A 19724-nucleotide genomic window follows, 5' to 3' on the forward strand; every position below is an offset into this window, starting at 1 on the left:
TGGCTGGAAGTCGGTTATTATACAGACCTGACAGCATAATTACCCAGCGCAATTGCTTGCGATGCACATCAAACGGTGCAAAACCCGCCAATTGCCAACCTAACCTCGGTACCCCCCTGCGGATGTATACGTTACGACCTTATCAAACAGACTCGGTTAAAGCCGTAGTGCACTATTTTCGCCAGCATTCGACGCCAGCAGTGATCGTACTACCGACCGGAGCCGGTAAAAGCTTAGTGATTGCGGAGTTAGCACGCCTTGCTCGGGGACGAGTCTTAGTGCTGGCGCATGTGAAAGAGTTAGTTGAGCAAAACCATGCCAAATATGAAGGCTATGGCTTAACTGGCGCGATTTTTTCCGCCGGTCTTGGCCGCAAAGAAACTGATCAATCGGTAGTGTTTGCTTCAGTGCAATCGGTGGTGCGTAACTTAGCGGAATTTACCGATCCGTTCTCTTTATTGGTGATTGATGAGTGTCATCGAGTGCCGGATGATAAAAACAGCAGCTACCAAAAAGTCATCCAGCATCTGCTTGAGCTCAATCCTAACATGAAAGTGCTAGGGCTGACTGCCACCCCTTATCGGCTCGGCATGGGCTGGATTTATCAATACCATACCCGAGGTTTAGTGCGCAGTACCGAAGCGCGTTTTTTTCGTGATTGCATTTTCGAACTACCGATTCATTATCTGCTCGATGAGGGCTTTCTCACTCCCGCCAAACTGATTGATACTCCGGTGATGAGTTACGATTTCTCGCAGTTGAAACCCGCCAACACCGGCCGCTATCGTGAATCTGAACTCGATCTAGTGATTGAACAATCACAGCGCGCAACCCCACAAATCATCGCACAGATCATTGAACTTGCTCACCATCGCCAAGGAGTAATGATTTTTGCTGCCACGGTGCGTCATGCTGAAGAAATTTATCGGTTACTCCCCGATCAGCAAGCCGCATTAGTGATTGGCGATACACCAACCCCAGAGCGCGATCGCATCATTCAAGCTTTTAAGCAGTGCCAAATAAAGTTTTTAGTCAATGTTTCGGTGCTTACCACCGGCTTTGATGCGCCACACGTGGATTTAATTGCAATTTTACGCCCGACCGAATCAGTCAGCTTGTATCAACAAATAGTCGGGCGAGGCTTACGGCTCGCCGAAGGAAAAACCGACTGTTTAGTGCTCGATTACGCCGGTAATCAATATGATTTGTATCAACCTGAAGTGGGCGATCCTAAGCCGGATTCAGACAGTGAGATTATCACTATCCCCTGTCCGGCTTGCGGTTTTAATAATAACTTTTGGGGCAAACTGGATGCTAACGGCTTTTTGCTTGAGCATTATGGTCGTCGCTGCCAAGGCTATTTCACTGATCCAGAGAGCGGTGAGCGCGAACATTGCGGCTATCGTTTCCGTGCCAAATACTGCAATCAGTGCGGAGCGGATAATGACATTGCCGCGCGCATCTGCCACGAATGCGATGCCACGCTAGTCGATCCGGATAAGAAACTCAAAGAAGCGCTGAATCTTAAAGATGCCTTGGTGTTTGAATGCCTTGAAATGAGCTTACACGTGCATAAAGACGCGCAGGGCAAGAGTCAGTTACAAGTCACTTATCACGGCGACAATGCGCTGCAAGTTCACCACTTTTGGCCATTAACCACAGCACGCCAAAAACAGCGATTTCGCGATCAATTTGTGCGTCCCCATTTGGCAGATAAGCATCGCCCTTTTGATGCGGCAACGCCAAGTAAAGTGGTGGATCATCAGCACCGCTTTCGTCCACCGTTATTTGTGATTGCCCGTAAATCCGGTCGGTTTTGGGCAATACGCGATCACGTGTTTGCCGATGAGTTTACTTCCGACATTGATCGCCCATTACGCTCAAATCTAACCGCTTAACCAAACAAGATTAGCATTGGCGTAGAACAGAGCGTAAAACAGGTTTTTTAGTTGCTCAATGGTTGGATGAATGCTAGTATCCGCGCTCGTTTCTAGCCCGTTCAAATGGGTTAGAAATTTGACGACATAGACAAGGTCGCATTGTCTTGTCACTCTGTTTTTTACTAATTTGAGAGTAAATACTATGAAATTCGAAGCAGTATTACGTACTGACCTAGGTAAAGGTGCGAGCCGCCGCCTACGTCACACTGGTTACTTCCCAGCGATCGTTTACGGTGGTGAAGCAGCTCCAGTGTCTATTTCACTGAACCACGATGACGTGATGAACCAAATGGACAAGCCTGAGTTTTACCAAGCTATCGTTCTGGTTATCGACGGCCAAGAAGTGAAAGTGAAACCACAAGATGTTCAACGTCACGCTTATAAGCCAAAAGTTGAGCACATGGACTTTATCCGTATCTAATTCCCTACCTAGGAATTAATCGGATCAAATCCAACCTTTTGCATAAATAAGATCATCGGTCTTACCAACCGAAAAGTCTAAAAATTCGAAACCCCGATAGCTACCAACTATCGGGGTTTCACCGTTTTTAGCTCTAACCTATAGGTATACTGCCAATATCTTACCTCAGCTTAGTTTAAATAATATTTGATAGCAGACTGAACTTTTTTAGCAAAAAAAGGACAAGGATAAACCTTGCCCCATATTGAAATTATTAGAGCACGTTAAAGCAAAAATTAATTCAATTACATTGTCTTAACTGTATTTATTTCACTTAACCATGCAATGATTTTTTCGCCAACCAGCTTTTCTTGCCCAGAAAACCAATGGTTAGTACCAGGTGCACATAATGCAAACTCACCTGTATCCATCGGCGATTTATCGACTGGTCCACTTATTGTTATCAGCGGTGCGTATATTTCCTTTTCTTTGGCATCAGCATAAAGTGTTGATGGACAGGCATCATTAACATGATGAACAAGCAAAGTGGGCTTATTTAATTTATCGAAATTAATCTCAGATAGGCCCTTACCTCCAGGTGCTTCCTGAGGTGCATCGACAGGTCTTGCTGACTCTTTATAGCGGGCCGCAAGCAAAACTGTTGCATCTACTTGACTATCCAAAGCTCGAGATACATGTCCAGCAGAAACAGACCCTCGACTATGTCCCATCAATATAACTTTACTGCTTGGAAAACGTTTTTTTAACTCCGACAACACTATTTTCATATCAACAAAATGCTCTTCAGATTGTCGAAATGATTCTCCAAGCCCATTACGATCCGAGGGAGTATCAATAATTGCTACTGCAAATTTAGATGGTTCAAATTCTTCACGTAAGTTTTGCAAAAGATAAAATCTTTCAGCGCCAACAACTCCGTCACGACTAGTTAATCCAATATTACCATTTGATGAAGGAAAAAAAACCACCAGAAACTCTGGCTCTTGATTTTTAGTTTCCCACAATAATACCGGCTGTGTGATACCAGCTCTAGTCTCTAATATGAGAAGCTCATCTGATTTAACCTGATAAGATAATATTAACATTAGTAATGGAATAAATTTCACTATATTTTTCATGGTTATATCCTTCTAATTATGCTGACTAAAAACTCATCGCGTTTAATTAAACGGAAGAGTCATTTAGCATCCTACTGAAAGCAATCAAATAAGACAACCACCTAAAAGTGAAGAAAAAATACATGTTTTTATATTTACTATCAAAGATAAATAGCTAACCCAACATTAATCAGCACTATATAAAACCAGCAATGTAATCCATTGTTCCTATATTTTACAAATAATTACAAACAAAGAGATTAATTTATTATACGAACCAGTTCATGGCCATTAGTTCAACAATATTTATATAATATAATTCCATATGTTATATTCTAAAGTTTATACAAATAATCCCATAGTTTATATCATTCGATTTTAGAGTCGCGATATGCTGTCCGAAAATTAATGGCCTTTCTGTATAGTTCACCATACTTGGCATTCTCCAACTCTTCTTCCGTCATTAACTGCTGAATCGTACGGTGGCAATTTTGCAATAATTCATCGGTTTCCACACTCGTCAGCTTAGTTGGCCAATAGCGGGATAAGATGGTAACTACTTTCATACAAACCGTGCGTAAGGTAGGGCAACGATTTAAAATTTCAATATAGATATCCAAAAGCGAATCAATCGTCTGTTGTTTACTGCATAACGCTTGATAACGCTGCTCCAGCCATTGCAATTTGTCTTGATTGGCTTGTTTCAATGCTTTACCTAATGCAATTTTGCTCTCAAGTAAAATACCACCCTCTTGATTAAGCAATGCTTCATTACACCAACCAATGCATTTGGCAAATTCAGAATCAAATCCCATCACATTCAGTAGCCAAGTAAAATGGTAACGATCTTCAAATAACTCAAACGGTTTGGCACGATAAATCTTATTTAAAATATCCACCGAAATCCCCAGTTCCCCCTCTTCCATCGCGAGATGAGCGGCAACCAATTCTAACTGAGGCATCAATTGTTCCTGTTGGCCTTTATCATACAGCCCTTTCAGTATCAATTTTGCTTGTGACAACCATTGAGCACGCAGGATAGGCTCTGCCTGACGCACGGCATACAATAAAATACGAATTAAATTAAGCTGCATGTGGTGGGTGTTGCGATAGGTTTCTTTATTGATCTCAGTATACAAGCGATAACGCTCCAATGCAGAGACCGTATCGCCCACTGAAAGACAAAGATTAGCCAACACCCATTCACGATCGGAGTGGCCTGGAACAATTTGGTTGGCAATCTGTAAATGATGAATCGCATCTGGAATGGAGTTATTACTTAAGCTGATACTGGCCGCCTCCACCCGAGCGCGCACATTATTGGGGGCACTGGCCAGTAGCTCTTGGATCACTTGCGTCGCTTCTACATGCCGCCCGGTTTGCTTGAGCGCATTCGCCAGCCCGATTTTCGCCCAATCAAAATCTTTATGCTCTAACGTTTCAAGATACACTTCACGTGCGCAATCAAAACGGCGCAACTGGGTTAAAAAATCGCCACGAAATTTTTGAATCACAAAATAGTAATCGCTGTTAAATGGCTCTAATTCATCACACAGACTCAATCCCAGCTCTGCCTCTCCGTCGTCCTCCGCTTTATATAACGCTTGCAGTGCGGTTTTACGTAAAATCGCGTTAGTCAGTCGATCCTGCAAGGTCAGAATATTAAACGGCTTAAGTATGTATTCATCGGGCTTAAGTTCTAAAATCGAGTGCACCACATAAGATGAACTCTCGCCAGTCACGAGTATAAATACGGCTTCCTGTTTGAGCAGCTTATAGTGTTTCAGCTCTTCAAAAATTTGCTTGCCATTGAGTCCCTTACCGAAATTGTAATCGCAAATAAAAATATCAAACTTTTGACGCCCGGCCATAAATACTGCCGCTCGTGGGCTTTTACTACATACAACATTCGGCTCTAAAAAACCCAACTTGAGCAACATACTGCGCAAACTGGTAAGTACGATGGGCGCATCGTCAATAACCAAAACTTTGAGTTCAGAAAAAGAAGGAATTGCCATATTTTTAAAAATCTATTTTATTGTTATAAATCGAACCAGCTCAACGGCTGATTTAATACCTAATTTAGTCATAACCCGAGTTTTATAGGTGCTGACGGTTTTTTGGTTAATATCCAGTTGCAGAGCAATTTGTTTGTTGGACTGCCCTTCGACGAGCATCTTAGCCACCGTTAGCTCTCGTTCTGAAAGCTGCTCGAGTCCATTTGGGGTACTGAGTAAGTGTGAATTACTGCGCTCGGCTTGCTGCAAAATACGATTGGCCGTTTCCGCTAAGGTGCTCGCTTTCACAATCGTTGCGATCCCCTCACAGGATAGATCCTCGATGACTAAGCTATCTTGTAACACCATAGACGCCCCTTGATAATCAAGGGCAAGGTAGTCACGAAATTCACTCGCTTCAAGCGCTGATAACAACTTACTTTCCACCACCAGCAGATTGATCGGTAAATCACGCAATATATGCTGAGCTTGTTCAACATCCTGCGCAATAAACACTTGGCTAACATTGACCGCTTTGCGCAAAATTTTTTGTAAGGCCTGTGCACTGGTCATTTGGCTGTCGACCAACAAAATTTGCCAACCATTATCCATGCTCTGACCATCAAGGTGCTGATGACGATTTTTGCTATACAGCTCACTCAGTTGTGCAATCGGCATCGGCTTAGCTGCGTAATAACCTTGGCAAGTATCCACCCCAAGATGGCGTAAGTATTGCCACGTTTCTTCAGTTTCAACCCCTTCTACCACACAATGTAAACCCAAAGATTGCGCCAACAAAAGACACATATTAGTCAATTGCTGATGTTTGTAATTGGTGGCTAGATCGTGCACAAAACTACGGTCAATTTTCAGCTCAGTAAACGGTAATTGCGCCAGTTGCGCTAATGAAGCGTAGCCAGTGCCAAAATCATCAATCGACAAACCGACACCATACATGCGCAGTCGAGCTAGATTGGCGAGCGAGGTCATAGTGCCGTTGTAAACTTCATGTTCGGTCAGCTCTAAAGTCAATTGGCTAGGCGCAAAATGGTGTTGTTCACAAATCGCAAGGATCGGATCGCAAATCGCTTGCTGCAAATTAGATTGGCTAATGTTGATCGAAAGCTGCAAATCGGCGCCAATACTTGCCAGTGCAGAAATCGACTTTTCAAGTACGGTTAAAAATAGCTGATCATGCAAACCACATTGCTCAATCAGCGGTAAAAACACCGCAGGGCTGAGCGTACCGTGCACTGGATGCTGATAACGCACCAACGCTTCGACCCCAACCATTGCCCCAGTGCGAAAATCAAACTGCGGTTGATAATAATTAAAAATATAATCATGCTCAAAAGCGTGTTTAATTTCATCCTTAGTTAAACTCAGCGTTGAGTAACGTTCACGCTCATCCTCCGCTTGAACTTGCTTATTGAAGCTGTCGATAACTCGCTGTAGCGAATCTAGGGCATAAGGTTTGGCTAAACAATCCACATAAGGAAAACCGGCCAAACTGCACATATTACGGGTCAACTCAAGAATGGCATCCTCAACCGCACTCACCACCACTACCCCTAAATTGGGCACTTGTTGACTCAGTTGTGATAACAAACTGATGCCATCCATTTGTGGCATGCGAATATCACAAAACATCAAATCAACGCTCACAGTGTTACATAAGGCTAGCGCGGCCATTCCATTTTCAGCCCAAATCACCTCATGCAACCCAAGTTGCCTTAATTTAAGTTTCAGACTAGTTGCCTGAATCCGATCATCTTCCACTATCAGTATTTTCATCACGTTATTCGCTCTGATGCTGATTAAGCCACTGCTGTGCCTGCTCGACGACTTCATACATGGCATTGATCAATTGCTGTTTATCTACCACCAGTTGTTGTGGTGAGTTTTGTTTTTCCACGGTTTTTGCGAGTTCTGCCAGTTGTGATAGTTGCAAAGCTCCCGCCGCGCCTTTAATCCGGTGCGCAAGCGCTTTAACATCACAGTCAGCTTGATTCAATAATGCTATGTCCTGAGTAAAAGAATCTACCACCACCGATGCCATCTCTTGCTGTTCATCCGGCTCATAGGCCTCTAACCACGCGCTAGCTACAACACCCACCACTTGAGTTGTCAAATAAAGGCTCAAGGTTTCTCTCAGAGTCATCAAGCTGTACGGCTTATAAATCACTTTATCCATACCCGACTGCTCAGCCTGCTCGGCCGCCAAACGCGAATCTTCCGCGGTACAACCAATCACAACCCCTTGGAATTGAGGGATCTCTTGTTTGACTTTGCGGGTCAAGCTAAAACCATCCAACTCTGGCATGTGGCAGTCAGTAATCAATAAATCATACTGCTCGGGGTGTGCGGCGAGCTTGTCGAATGCTTGGCGACCATCGCTGACTAAGGTTGCGCTAATGCCTAGTTGGCTTAACTGCTTTCTCATCAATAAACGGTTAATGGGATCATCATCGGCAACTAAAATGTGACCTTGTAGCTGAGTGGATTCAGATTGTTCACCGATCGAATTCATCGTGGCTCGAACCTTGTTAAGCAAGAGGTCTGGGTAAATATTATGGCTACTTTTTTCAACCCAATACTGACTACCTGCAACTCGAATACCTAATACTTGAGCCCACAACAGATAAGGTGAGCGGTGCGAGATTGCCAGAACTTGATGTTGGAATTCGCCACAGGGTGCAACGGGCACTGGCAAAGTGACTCGGATTTGAGTCCCTTGACCAAATTGACTATTAATTTCAATATTGCCCTGCATCAGCTCAATCAAATTAGACACAATCGACATCCCTAACCCAGTACCACCAAATCGGCGAGTAATGCTGCTATCGGCTTGCACAAAGGGAGTAAAGATCGAATCGATTTGAGCTTGAGTCATACCATAACCGGTATCTTCTACCACTATACTAAGGTGTTGATCGGCCACCTCAACTTTGACCACTACCCGCCCTTGCTCGGTAAACTTGAGTGCATTAGAAAGTAGATTGGTTACAATTTGGTTAAAACGTAATGCATCGAAATTGACCAATAATAATGCACTAGGAGCCCAAATTACTTCAAACTCAACTTGTTTGATTTTAGCACTGGCTTCAAAGCCACGTAATAAAGGCCCAAGCTCATCAGCTAAATTGTATTGGGCAATATCGAGTTGTAATTGCTGTGCCTCAATTTTAGAAAAGTCCAGAATATCATTGACGTGCGAATTTAATCGCTCAGCCGAGCTGATCGCATTAGTCAATAGTAATTGACTCTCACTATTTTTTAAGCGATCAGCAAGTAATTCCATCAAGCCAAGCATCGCCGCAATCGGGGTACGCAATTCATGGCTAATTACCGCCATAAAATGGTTACGTGCTTCTACTGCCTGCAACGCTTGTTGGCTAGAATCACGCAGTGCCTGCTCAGTTTGTTTGAGTTCAGAAATATCGTTAAATAGGGTCAAATACACTTGCTGCTGACTGATCGGATGATAAATCGCCCGCCGCATGACATGAAAATGGCATCCACCGATGGAGCAGTTGGTCTCTGGTACTTGAATAACCATCGAATATTCAGCATCTACCTCTGGAGGTAAACCTATAAAAGCGCATTCTGGTCGTTGCTGTATACACGCATTATTACAGCAGGTTTGGTAACTGTTTCGGTAAGCTGCATTAGCTAATATCACTTCCCCTTTTTGATCGGAAATAAAAATCATATTCGGGATCGCATCAAGTAACACCATCAACCAGCGTAATTGACCGAATGATAATTGGGCTACTTGCTCTGAGCTACGTAATTTTATACGCATATGATAAAGAGAAATAGTTAGTATAAGACCGAAACTCAGCACAATACATAAAATCACCAAAGCGGAAATTAGCACTTGCTGTTTGTCGTAACCCAAATGTACCGTCACACGATCGTAATTGGCTTTAAGTGCATTAATTTCTGCTTGACTAAAGGTCGCCAATAGCTTTTGCAGCATACTTTGTAAACCGTATGCATCCTTACCAACCAACATCGTAATATCGGCACTCAGATTTTGGCTAGAGGTCGGCGATACCAGTGTGAATGAATCTTGATTTCCATCAATCAACATCTGATTAATCAATACATTATTCAGTAAACCATGCGTCACTTGACCACTATTTAATGCCTGCTCTAATTCATTCAGTGTGCGGTAAATTTTAATATTCGCCAAATCCATTTGATTAGCGAGCTGGAGATTAAACTTTCCGGAGCGATCAAGAATACCCGTAATTTGTGTAGTATAAGGCTTGGTAGTTTTAATATAGCCAAATTCAATTTGGGTATATTTCCCCGTGTGAATAAAATCACGCGCATCGATATAGTCCATATTATAAAATGGCACTAAATCCACTTGACCAAGCCGCAACAGCTCATCGACATCTCGACCATAAGCAGGAACAAATTCAAATTTTAAGATACTTTTAGATTCCATCCTTTCTATTATATCGTGTATATAACCTTTGTATTTTTTCTCTTTTTCATCCCAATAGGATATCGGAAAAAAATCATCCTGAACGGTATAACGAACAATAGAATCCACTGTCTTATTACGTAAGATTTTTAAATTTTCTTGATCATTAAGAAAATAAATATCAGCCGAATTTAATTTATTCTGTGTCAATCCATTTTTATCTGCTTCTATCACTTTATTTATCGCAGAAAGCAATAATGGCTCATCAATATTAACTAACACACGATTAATTTGCGAACCTAATTCCGGTTCAAAAATAACCTTGCCTAAAGCAAAACTATTTTGGCTTAAAAAATGATTTAATGAAACGTAATTAGTAATCGTCGCATCGGCTACACCTTGGCGGATCATTTGTACTGAACTGGTGTAATTAGGCGCGATAATCGTATTCGGATAGCCGCGTTTTTTTAGCATTTCACAATACGACGTACCTTTAATACAAACCCATCTTAAACTTTCAAATGGTCTTTCTGCCATACTGTTTTCGCGTAACCAGATTACCAGTAAATTTTCATATAATGGTTCAGAAAATAAAAATTCACCTTCCCGCTCTGGTGTTTGTGCAAAACCTATCACCATGTCGGCATGGCCCATCTTCACCGCATTGAGTACGGCTTCTACGGAATTAAATTCTTTATAATCAATTGCAACCCCGAGCTTTTGGGCAAGAGCCGAGGCAAAATCATGTTCAATCCCTATCGGAGCTTGCACAGAACCACCCCAATAAGGCATCCATACGTCCGTCAGCGCCGCGATAGTAATTGTAGATTTATTTTTGAGATACTCGCGCTCACTAGGGTCTAGGTAGTCTGCAGCAACTGCAGTTGTCACAAAAAGACTTAACAACAATGTAAAGAAATATCGTTTCAACTATTACCAACCTATGGCAGGGATCACATTTATATCCAACATCATAATGTAATAGTCATAAAATGAGCAAATGGTATTATTTGAAAAGCTTGAAAGTAAATTGAATTAATTTAAGAATATAGAATGCCTTGCAAGAATTTTCCTACAAATAATAAAAACCAATAAATCGCAAAAAATGCATTAGCCAGCAATGCTAATTGTAATTAACAAGCTCATCTTGAATTTAAGCTATCTGGCGCTGCTTTTCTGTTATCGCTCTAACTCATCAGAACAATAATCACTAACGTAATCTTAATAAACCCAACCGGTAGAACAGTAAAGAGACTAATAAGAATCCACAGCCAAGCAACTTATTAAACGGCATGCTTTCATGATAAATCACCACACTCAGTACTAAAGTCCATACTGGCTCAAGCAGCATTAGTAGTGCGGCATTGGTTGGGTTCGCGCTTTTCTGGCCGATGGTTTGCAGTAAATAGCGCAAACTGGTCGCCAATAGCACACTCAGTGCAAACCATTGCCAAGTGATCATACTCACGGTTGTCGGCCAGCTCTCGGTGAACCAGGATAAAGTGATGCCTAAACATCCTGTAGTGAACAATTGTAGCGTGGTCAATAGCATTGGCGGCAGTTGGCTAGAGAAGCGGCTATTAAAATTAAAGTGCAGTGCCAAGCAACAAGAAGCGGCTAAAAACCATAGCTGATTCGCCGCAAATTGCCATGTACCATTCCAAGCTAATAGAAATAGCCCTATCACGGCAACGGGCAACGAAAGCCAAAACGCGCGGATCGGGCGCTGACCAAAAATAGGCCAAGCTAGCAATGGTACAAACAGCATCGACAGGCTCATAATAAATGCGCCTTCACCTAAGGTAGCGCTGAGCGAAATGGCATGGATCCAACAAAACAGTGAAATTGCCAGTAACAAGCCAACCCCGATCGATTGTAGACACGCCTGACGTGAAGCTTGTTTTAATGCTGAAAAACAAAATGGTAGCAAGCAAAGTGAGGCGGCAACAAAGCGCAAGCCAATAAAACCAAAAGGGGGAAGCTCTTGAATGGCTTGCTTGGAGAAAACCCAACCACCAGCGGCCAACAAGGTGGTAACAACTAGCAGTAGCTCAGCGGGAAAACGTGTACGCATTAATCGCTTATTCAATCGGTGAGTCGTGGGGCTGATTGTGCGCTAAATCGATGCTGCATACCAGTATCGATACCCTGTTTAGTCTCCTTACCCTAGTGTTTGTACAAAAACCAAGCAAACAATCAAACTTACTAAAAAATATGATTTTTTAGCATTAAAAACCAGAATCAAACCAAGAATAAAGAACAATTATCCAACTTTTGAAAATTTTCACAATTTGAAAACTAACAGCAAGACAAAATGGCAGTGCTTATCACCAGTATCACAAAATGATCATAACAACTAATAGGAGTAGGATCCGCCACATTATTATTTTTAGATAAGTGATTTTTTAGTGAAAGACTCTCAGGAAGTAACCCATTTTAGTGCTGAACAGACCGCACAATGGACCCAACACGACACCTATTGGCTGCTGAGCCTATTCGGTACCGCAGTCGGAGCCGGCATTTTATTCTTACCGATCAATATTGGTTTAGGCGGTTTTTGGCCTTTGGTTCTGATGGCGCTATTAGCGTTCCCAATGACCTATTTATCACACCGTGGGCTGGCGCGCTTTGTGCTTTCATCGCGACGTCCTAATGCCGATTTTACCGATGTGGTGGAAGAGCATTTTGGTCAAAATGCCGGACGTTTAATCTCGCTGCTCTATTTTCTATCGATTTTTCCGATTTTGCTGATCTATGGCGTTGGCTTGACCAACACTGTGGATAGCTTTTTAGTCAATCAAGCAGAAATGGTATCACCGCCACGCGCCCTACTGTCTGGGGTACTGGTATTTGCTTTAATCGCGATTATGCTCAGTGGTGAAAAAATTATGCTGCGCACTTTTGCGGTGATGGTCTACCCGCTCGCGGCGATTCTCGCGCTACTTTCGCTGTATTTAATTCCTTATTGGTCAATGCCAAGCTGGGATTTTCCGCCAACCAGTACATTTTTGCACACCGTGTGGCTGGCGATCCCGGTGGTAGTGTTCTCTTTCAGCCATGCCGCGGCCATTTCAAGCTTTGCCAATATTCAGCGCCGTCATTATGGTTCACAGGCTGAATACAAATCCGAACAAATTTTGCGTAACACCAGCGTGATATTGATTCTGTTTGTGCTGCTGTTTGTCATCTCTTGTGTGCTGGCATTGTCGCCACAAGCGCTGCAACAAGCCAAAGCACAAAATGTTTCAGTGCTGACTTATCTGGCCAACGTCACCGATAACCCATTTATCGCCACACTAGGCCCATTGGTCGCTTTTATTGCGATTACCTCATCTTTCTTAGGCCATTTCCTTGGTGCTCGTGAAAGCTTATCGGGGCTACTCACTAAAAACTGCCGCGTGTCACTGCGCTTGGCTGAGAGGATCACCATCGCCTTTCTGTTTATCACTATTTGGATTGCCGCCATCATCAACCCGAGCATTCTAGGGATGATGGAAGCGCTGTCTGGCCCGGTCATCGCGATGATTCTGTTTATCATGCCGATGATCGCGGTATTTAAAGTCCCAGCATTGCGCCAGTACCAAAAACATATCAGTACCTTGTTTGTCTTGTTGATTGGTCTACTGGCCGTATCTGCTCTGCTGTACAGCTTATTGGGTTAAAGTGTTTATTTCGCTCACTCATCGATTGAGCTAAACCCTCGCTTCGGCTCACTCAACGGCTCCCATCAGGGAGCCGAATTTTATCGCACCAGATTTTGATGGCATAAATCGAGCTCAATCGTTCACAAAGATCGATCACAAAGTTGCGCAAAATCCGAGCATAGTGCTTTTCACACCACCTACACTCAAGTTAATGATTAAAGAGTAGATGGTGAAACAATGAATCGATTTCTGACCATTACCACATTATGCCCGCTACTACTGCTAACAGCTTGCTCACCGGATACCCCACCCCAAGCGTTAGGCACCTTGGAACGTGATCGCATCACTTTTCGCGCCACCAGTAGTGAGTGGATCCGAGCGCAACCCTTAGCACAAGGTGCCCCTGTCAAAACCGGTGATATTTTGCTTAAGCTTGATAACCGTAGACAATCGATTTTGCTCAACCAAGCACTTGCTGAGCAAACAAAAGCCCAAGCTGCGCTCAATAAACTCATCCATGGTGAACGGCTAGAAGATATTGCCGCCGCCAAGGCTCGCGTCGCCAAGGCCCAAGCTTTCTATCAAGAGGCAGAAATTACCTTAACCCGCAAAACTGAATTACTCACTAAGCGCTCGATCAGTCAGTCTGAACTTGATAGTGCGCGCGCTGCCCGTGATTCAGCTCATGCCGAACGAGCTTCTGCCCACGAAGAGTTGAGCAAATTGACCGCAGGGGCTCGCATGGAAGATATTGAGCAAGCCACAGCCGAGCTAGCGGCGGCGCAAGCGAATGTCGCGCTGCAACAACACCTGCTGGAGGAATTAACCATCATCGCAACTCGTGATGGGATCCTTGATAGTTTGCCCTACCAGGTTGGTGAGCGGGTCAACAGTGATGCAGTAGTGGCAATAGTACAAGCAGATCGTACGCCTTATGCACGAGTCTATGTGCCACAAACTGCACTGGCACGATTTGCGGTCGGTCAGAGCGTAACGGTACATGTCGATGGGATCCACGAGGCGTTACAAGGCCAAGTGCGCTGGATTGCTAATGAGCCAAGCTTTACGCCCTATTACGCCCTAACCGAGCAAGAGCGCTCACGCTTAATGTTTCTCGCTGAAGTCGATTTACCAATCTCCGCCCACCAACTACCTTCCGGTCTAGCGGCACAAGTCGATTTACCCTAAGGAGCAATTTACGCTAAGGAGCCTTGATGAGCGATTACGCAATCTGCGCTGAACAGGTGGTTAAACGATTTGGCGCATTCACGGCGATAGATAACATTAATCTCAACGTTGAACGTGGTAGCATTTACGGTTTTTTAGGTCCCAATGGCTGTGGTAAATCAACCATGATCCGCGTGTTAACTGGTTTGCTGCAACCTACTTCGGGGCAAGTGAATGTGCTTGGATTATCGATTCCCAAACAATCTGAGCGGTTACGTCTAAAAATTGGCTACATGACCCAAAAGTTTTCACTGTATGACGATCTGACCATCGAAGAGAATTTGCAATTTATCGGCCAAATTTTCGGTATGAACCGCCTACAGCTTAAGCAGCGTACCCAAATCCAGCTCAAAACCTATGGATTAGATCAGCGCAGTAAACAGCGCGTATCGGGCATGAGTGGTGGACAAAAGCAGCGTTTGGCTCTGGCGGCGGCCACCATGCATCATCCTGAATTGTTGTTTCTGGATGAACCGACTTCAGCGGTTGATCCAGAAAACCGCCGAGAGTTTTGGGAACAGCTGTTTGATCTCTCAGCACTGGGTACCACCATTTTAGTGACGACGCACTATATGGATGAAGCGGAACGCTGCCATCGTTTAGCCATAATGGAAGCTGGTGAAATTCGCGCAGATGGTGAGCCAGAAAAATTGATGCAACAGATGGGCGTCAACGTGATCGAAATTAAAGCACCGGAACTTCGTCACTTAAAACAACACTTGCTGAGCTTAGCGCCGGTTCGTTCAGCCGCTCAATTGGGCATTCGCTTACGCGTCTTGATCGATCACCAAATCAGTGAGCCTATTGGATGGCTACGCAGCACTATCCCCTACTTAACCAACGCCGAGTTAACCCTAGCACGCCCGAGTCTAGAGGACGTGTTTGTCACCGTCACCGGTAAGGGGCGTCAATGAACAGCCTATTTCGGATTAAAGCTGTACTCCTCAAAGAATTTCGTCAACTCGCCCGCGATCGCCTGACTTTCGGCATGGTAGTGATGATCCCATTAATTCAGCTACTGCTGTTTGGATTTGCCATCAACACCGATGTGCGCAATATTCCGATTGGTATCGTCGATCAAAGCCATTCAACCTTTGGCCGTTGGTTGGTCGAATCGGTTAAAGTCACTCAAGTGGTGACCGTGAAACAGGCCTACCTCACGGTAACAGCAGCAGAACAAGCGATCGAAAGCGGTGAAATTCGCGCGGCTCTGATCTTGCCTAAAGATTTATCAACCCGTAGCCAACAGCAACGAGAACTCGGCCAATGGTTAGTTGATGGCTCAGATACCATGATCGCCAGTGCGTTATCTGGGTTAAAAAATATGCCGGTTAGCGACTCTGCGCGCATGTTAACATCACCAAGCACCCCCACTTTTCAAATGACCTTACTCTATAATCCTAGCCGCCGTTCCGCGGTTAATATTGTGCCTGGTCTGCTCGGGGTTATTTTAACCATGACCATGATTTTATTTACTAGCGCAGCGATTGTGCGCGAACGGGAGCGCGGTAATCTAGAGCTACTGATCACAACACCAGTACATTCTATTGAACTGATGATCGGTAAAATCGTACCTTACATTTTTATTGGGCTGATCCAAGTAGCGATAATTCTCGGCTTAGGACACATGATCTTTGCTGTGCCGATCAATGGTTCGTTAAGCCAGATTTTATTGGGCACTCTGCTGTTTATCTGTGCCAGCCTAACTCTAGGTTTAGTGATTTCAACCATCGCCATAACCCAATTGCAAGCCATGCAGATGACAGTGTTTATTTTACTGCCTTCGATTCTGCTTTCCGGATTTGTTTTTCCCTATGAAGGAATGCCTATTGCGGCGCAATGGATCGCCGAAATCTTACCAGCCACCCACTTTATGCGTTTGATCCGTGGAATTGTATTACGCGGCGCGGACTTAATCGATTTATGGCGCGATACCCTCTGGTTAGCGCTATTCACTTTGTTTGGATTAGTGATTGCATCATTACGCTTTAAAAAATCGCTCGATTAAGCCCCAAATTGGGCAAACTGCGTTATTGAACTGAATATTATGAAAGGGATAGCCTAATCACACGCTTAAATTCCATTAGAAAATGTACGGCAAATCATCATTGACGATAGAGCGAGTGAGTTCTAGGTTTTTAATTCGTCGATCAAAAAACGGAGGTTTGCCAATGAAACGCAGCAGTAAAAACTATCGTCTGAACATGATTAAACAAGTCGCCCTGCGTAAACAGCAAGTGGACAATTGCAGTGATCCGATGGCCCGTTATATCTATGAAGTGATGCATCAAGTTAAAAAGCCGAGTGCCAAGCAACCGCACAAATTTGCTGGCAATCACTACGATGATCACGTAGGTGGCTGGGTGAGTGATTCGTGGTCAGCGTAATCCAGTGAACACCGTTCAATAAAGCGACTAGGTTCAAATTTTCATAGACAACATCACCGGATACTGACAAGAACAGTGTTTTATTGATTATACTGTGCCAATTTCCAGCCTCGGAGTGAATATTATGAATTTTAGTTCCAAATCATTACTCGCCGCAATCACCCTGCCTGTGCTAATCAGTGCTTGTGCGAGCAACAATAATCATCAACAGATTACCGTTCAAGATCTTCAACATCACAATTGGCAACTGGTGCAAATTGATGGTAAAGATGTGACGAAAGATGAACAGCATCAAGCACCACGTTTAGAAATTGGCGAACAAATGATGGCCAGTGGTAATGCGGGCTGTAACAACTTCTTTGGCAAAGCCGAGCTCAAGGATAATCAATTTCGAATTGAGAAAATGGGCATGACCATGAAAATGTGTCTGCCTGAGATGATGGATACTGAGCAAATGGTATCAAAAACCTTAAGCGATTGGAGCACCATCACCTTAACCAACCAGACTTTGACGCTGAAAAATGATGTCCATACCCTGACATTTACCCTGCGTGATTGGGTGAACTGATTTTCGGTTGATGGCCATTTCTGGTATTGTGTATACCCGTGATCATTGAAGATGCTTGATTTTCGATAGAATCAGGGTCATGCTACGAACCATGAAAATTACACTGACTCCTCAACAGAAACTGCAACTCGAACAAATGCACGACATTGAACGTGATAGTCGAGTTTGCGACCGTATTAAGGCTGTTTTGCTGGCTTCTGAAGGCTGGAGTCAGACTATGATTTCACAAGCTCTTCGTATTCATGAATCGACCGTTGCTCGTCATCTCAGCGACTACGTTCTTTCTGAAAAACTTAAGCCTGAAAATGGCGGAAGCCAAAGCAAGCTTTCTGCTACTCAAACCATGCACCTAATCGAGCATTTGACTGAGAAAACCTATTCTCATACGCATCAAATTGTCACTTACGTTAAAGAGACATTTGGACTGGATTACACGGTTTCTGGTATGAATAAATGGCTTCACCACAATGGTTTTAGCTACAAGCAACCGAAAGGCGTACCACACAAGTTTGATGAAGCACAACAGCAAGCATTTATAGAGGCTTATGAAGCGTTAAAGGCAAGCTGTGGCAAGGATGAATCGATAGTCTTTATCGACGCAGTTCACCCAACACTATCAACAAAAATATCTCATGGCTGGATACGAACTGGTCAGGATAAAGTGATTGAAACAACGGGTAATCGTAGCCGATTGAACATTATTGGCGCACTGAACTTGTCGGATATTGGAGCAACCATTGTTCACAACTATGAGAGCATTAACAGTGAATCGATTGTTCGCTTTTTCTGTGAGTTAAGAAAGAGTTATCCCTTAGCTCATAAGCTTCATATCATCTTGGATGGTGCGGGATATCACCGCAGTGACTTAGTCAAAGATGCGGCGTTTGTCCTGAATATTGAACTGCATTATCTTCCACCTTACAGTCCAAACCTCAACCCAATCGAGCGGCTATGGAAAGTAATGAATGAGAAGTCGAGGAACAACGTTTACTTCAAAAGAAAACGGGACTTCAAGGCGGCAATAGACCAATTTTTTGCAGTGACTCTTCCAGAGATCGCAGGCTCTTTGACATCTCGAATTAATGATAATTTTCAGGTTCTCAAGCCAGCATCTTCAAGTTGATTCGGTATATTCATATATTGATAGCTTTATGTTTAACGGCAGCCAATGGCTGCCGTTATTGTTTCTCCCGAGCCAAACCTCATACAAGCAAACTAAGGGTTGGATTTTATCGGGCAGATTTCAGCCTTAACGCGCGAGGAACCTAGTTTTAGCTCCGGCCAAGCTAAGTCCCATGGCGTTAACCATCCATCGAGTGTTTGACTCACTTCTGGCTGCTGCCATTTATCACCAAGATGTGCAAACTGACGCGGATCGCACAGCCATTGGTAAGCCTCACCTTGATAAGTAAAACGCAGTGCAAAGGCGTGTAGATAACCGCGATCAGCAGTCTGCCCAGCGTTATAAATCGGATCACCGACAATTGCGGAGCCAATCGATTTTAATGCTACCCGTATTTGGTGCGTTTTACCGGTATGAGGTTTACACAAAAATAGTCGCTCTCCCTGAGTGGCAGAGGCAGAAAAAAATTGGGTGACCGCCGGATTATGCTGAGAGTTGAGAAGCATCCAAGCTGAACGACGCGAACGCTGCATATCACCGCTAATCAAACCCTGTTTTTTCTTCGGCTTTTTACTGCCAATGGCGAGATAAAATTTTGCAACCTTACGCTGGGCGAAACCTTGTGCAAGCTCGCTTGCCGCGGCGGCATTACGTGCCAGCAATAAAATGCCGGAGGTCATTTTGTCTAACCGATGCACTAAGTACAGCTGGCGATCCCCGCTGCGCTCAGCCACCTCTTGCAGCAACATAGTATCGCCATCATCTTTATGCACTGACACATTAGGGTGTTTGTTGATCAACAAAAAATCGGGATGGGTAAACAGAATATCAAACATAAATACGCCTCACTTTACGGCGCGATTATACTGCAAAGCCTCGCTC

General features: G+C 43.9%; 15 protein-coding genes. 9 read left to right on the forward strand and 6 right to left on the reverse strand.

The annotated features are described in order from the left end of the window. Nucleotides 1-122: 122 nt before the first annotated feature. Together radD and rplY are read left to right on the forward strand one after the other, a co-directional pair. Complete coding sequence (gene radD, locus OOK74_RS06375; protein ID WP_274721496.1) at nucleotides 123-1898, forward strand: DNA repair helicase RadD; 1776 nt, start codon at nucleotides 123-125, stop codon at nucleotides 1896-1898. A gap of 184 nt (nucleotides 1899-2082) precedes the next feature. Continuing rightward, a complete protein-coding gene (rplY, locus tag OOK74_RS06380; protein WP_274721495.1) occupies nucleotides 2083-2361 on the forward strand; it encodes a 50S ribosomal protein L25 in 279 nt (92 codons plus the stop codon). Between the two features lie 284 nt (nucleotides 2362-2645). Here the strand turns inward: rplY and OOK74_RS06385 are convergent, their stop codons facing one another. The 5 genes from OOK74_RS06385 to OOK74_RS06405 all read right to left on the reverse strand — a co-directional run bounded on the left by OOK74_RS06385 (nucleotide 2646) and on the right by OOK74_RS06405 (nucleotide 11967). Further along, nucleotides 2646-3479 carry an alpha/beta fold hydrolase gene (locus tag OOK74_RS06385; RefSeq protein WP_274721494.1) on the reverse strand — a complete coding sequence of 278 codons (834 nt, stop codon included), beginning with the start codon at nucleotides 3477-3479 and terminating at the stop codon, nucleotides 2646-2648. A 347-nt stretch (nucleotides 3480-3826) separates the two neighbouring features. Continuing rightward, complete coding sequence (locus OOK74_RS06390) at nucleotides 3827-5476, reverse strand: tetratricopeptide repeat-containing response regulator (RefSeq protein WP_278182451.1); 1650 nt, start codon at nucleotides 5474-5476, stop codon at nucleotides 3827-3829. Between the two features lie 12 nt (nucleotides 5477-5488). Further along, a complete protein-coding gene (locus OOK74_RS06395; RefSeq protein ID WP_488356471.1) occupies nucleotides 5489-7249 on the reverse strand; it encodes an EAL domain-containing protein in 1761 nt (586 codons plus the stop codon). 4 nt (nucleotides 7250-7253) lie between these two features. Next, on the reverse strand, nucleotides 7254-10685 hold the full coding sequence (locus tag OOK74_RS06400; protein ID WP_278183258.1) for an ATP-binding protein: 3432 nt from the start codon (nucleotides 10683-10685) through the stop codon (nucleotides 7254-7256). Nucleotides 10686-11103: 418 nt separating this feature from the next. Beyond that, complete coding sequence (locus tag OOK74_RS06405) at nucleotides 11104-11967, reverse strand: DMT family transporter (RefSeq protein WP_274721492.1); 864 nt, start codon at nucleotides 11965-11967, stop codon at nucleotides 11104-11106. Nucleotides 11968-12301: 334 nt separating this feature from the next. On the opposite strand from OOK74_RS06405, the gene OOK74_RS06410 reads away from it, so the two are divergent. The 7 genes from OOK74_RS06410 (at nucleotide 12302) to OOK74_RS06440 (ending at nucleotide 18842) form a co-directional block, all read left to right on the forward strand. Then, nucleotides 12302-13555 carry an aromatic amino acid transport family protein gene (locus tag OOK74_RS06410; RefSeq protein WP_274721491.1) on the forward strand — a complete coding sequence of 418 codons (1254 nt, stop codon included), beginning with the start codon at nucleotides 12302-12304 and terminating at the stop codon, nucleotides 13553-13555. A 219-nt stretch (nucleotides 13556-13774) separates the two neighbouring features. Then, on the forward strand, nucleotides 13775-14725 hold the full coding sequence (locus OOK74_RS06415) for an HlyD family secretion protein (protein WP_274721490.1): 951 nt from the start codon (nucleotides 13775-13777) through the stop codon (nucleotides 14723-14725). Nucleotides 14726-14751: 26 nt separating this feature from the next. Further along, nucleotides 14752-15678, forward strand: coding sequence for an ABC transporter ATP-binding protein (locus OOK74_RS06420; RefSeq protein WP_274721489.1), 927 nt, complete (start codon nucleotides 14752-14754; stop codon nucleotides 15676-15678). Continuing rightward, a complete protein-coding gene (locus OOK74_RS06425; protein ID WP_274721488.1) occupies nucleotides 15675-16772 on the forward strand; it encodes an ABC transporter permease in 1098 nt (365 codons plus the stop codon). The genes OOK74_RS06420 and OOK74_RS06425 overlap by 4 nt, the downstream gene beginning before the upstream one ends. A gap of 163 nt (nucleotides 16773-16935) precedes the next feature. Next, nucleotides 16936-17151: a hypothetical protein gene (locus OOK74_RS06430; protein WP_274721487.1), complete on the forward strand. Its 216-nt coding sequence runs from the start codon at nucleotides 16936-16938 to the stop codon at nucleotides 17149-17151. 124 nt (nucleotides 17152-17275) lie between these two features. Further along, nucleotides 17276-17719 carry an META domain-containing protein gene (locus tag OOK74_RS06435; protein ID WP_274721486.1) on the forward strand — a complete coding sequence of 148 codons (444 nt, stop codon included), beginning with the start codon at nucleotides 17276-17278 and terminating at the stop codon, nucleotides 17717-17719. Nucleotides 17720-17810: 91 nt separating this feature from the next. Then, entirely contained in the window at nucleotides 17811-18842 is a 1032-nt protein-coding gene (locus tag OOK74_RS06440) for an IS630 family transposase (RefSeq protein WP_001927356.1), read from the forward strand. 92 nt (nucleotides 18843-18934) lie between these two features. On the opposite strand, the gene OOK74_RS06445 is transcribed toward OOK74_RS06440, so the two are convergent. After that, nucleotides 18935-19678, reverse strand: a complete 744-nt coding sequence (locus OOK74_RS06445) for a TIGR01621 family pseudouridine synthase (RefSeq protein WP_274721485.1) — start codon at nucleotides 19676-19678, stop codon at nucleotides 18935-18937. Nucleotides 19679-19724 lie beyond the last annotated feature (46 nt).

It is taken from the genome of Vibrio misgurnus (assembly GCF_029635775.1).
Lineage (GTDB): Bacteria > Pseudomonadota > Gammaproteobacteria > Enterobacterales > Vibrionaceae > Vibrio > Vibrio chanodichtyis.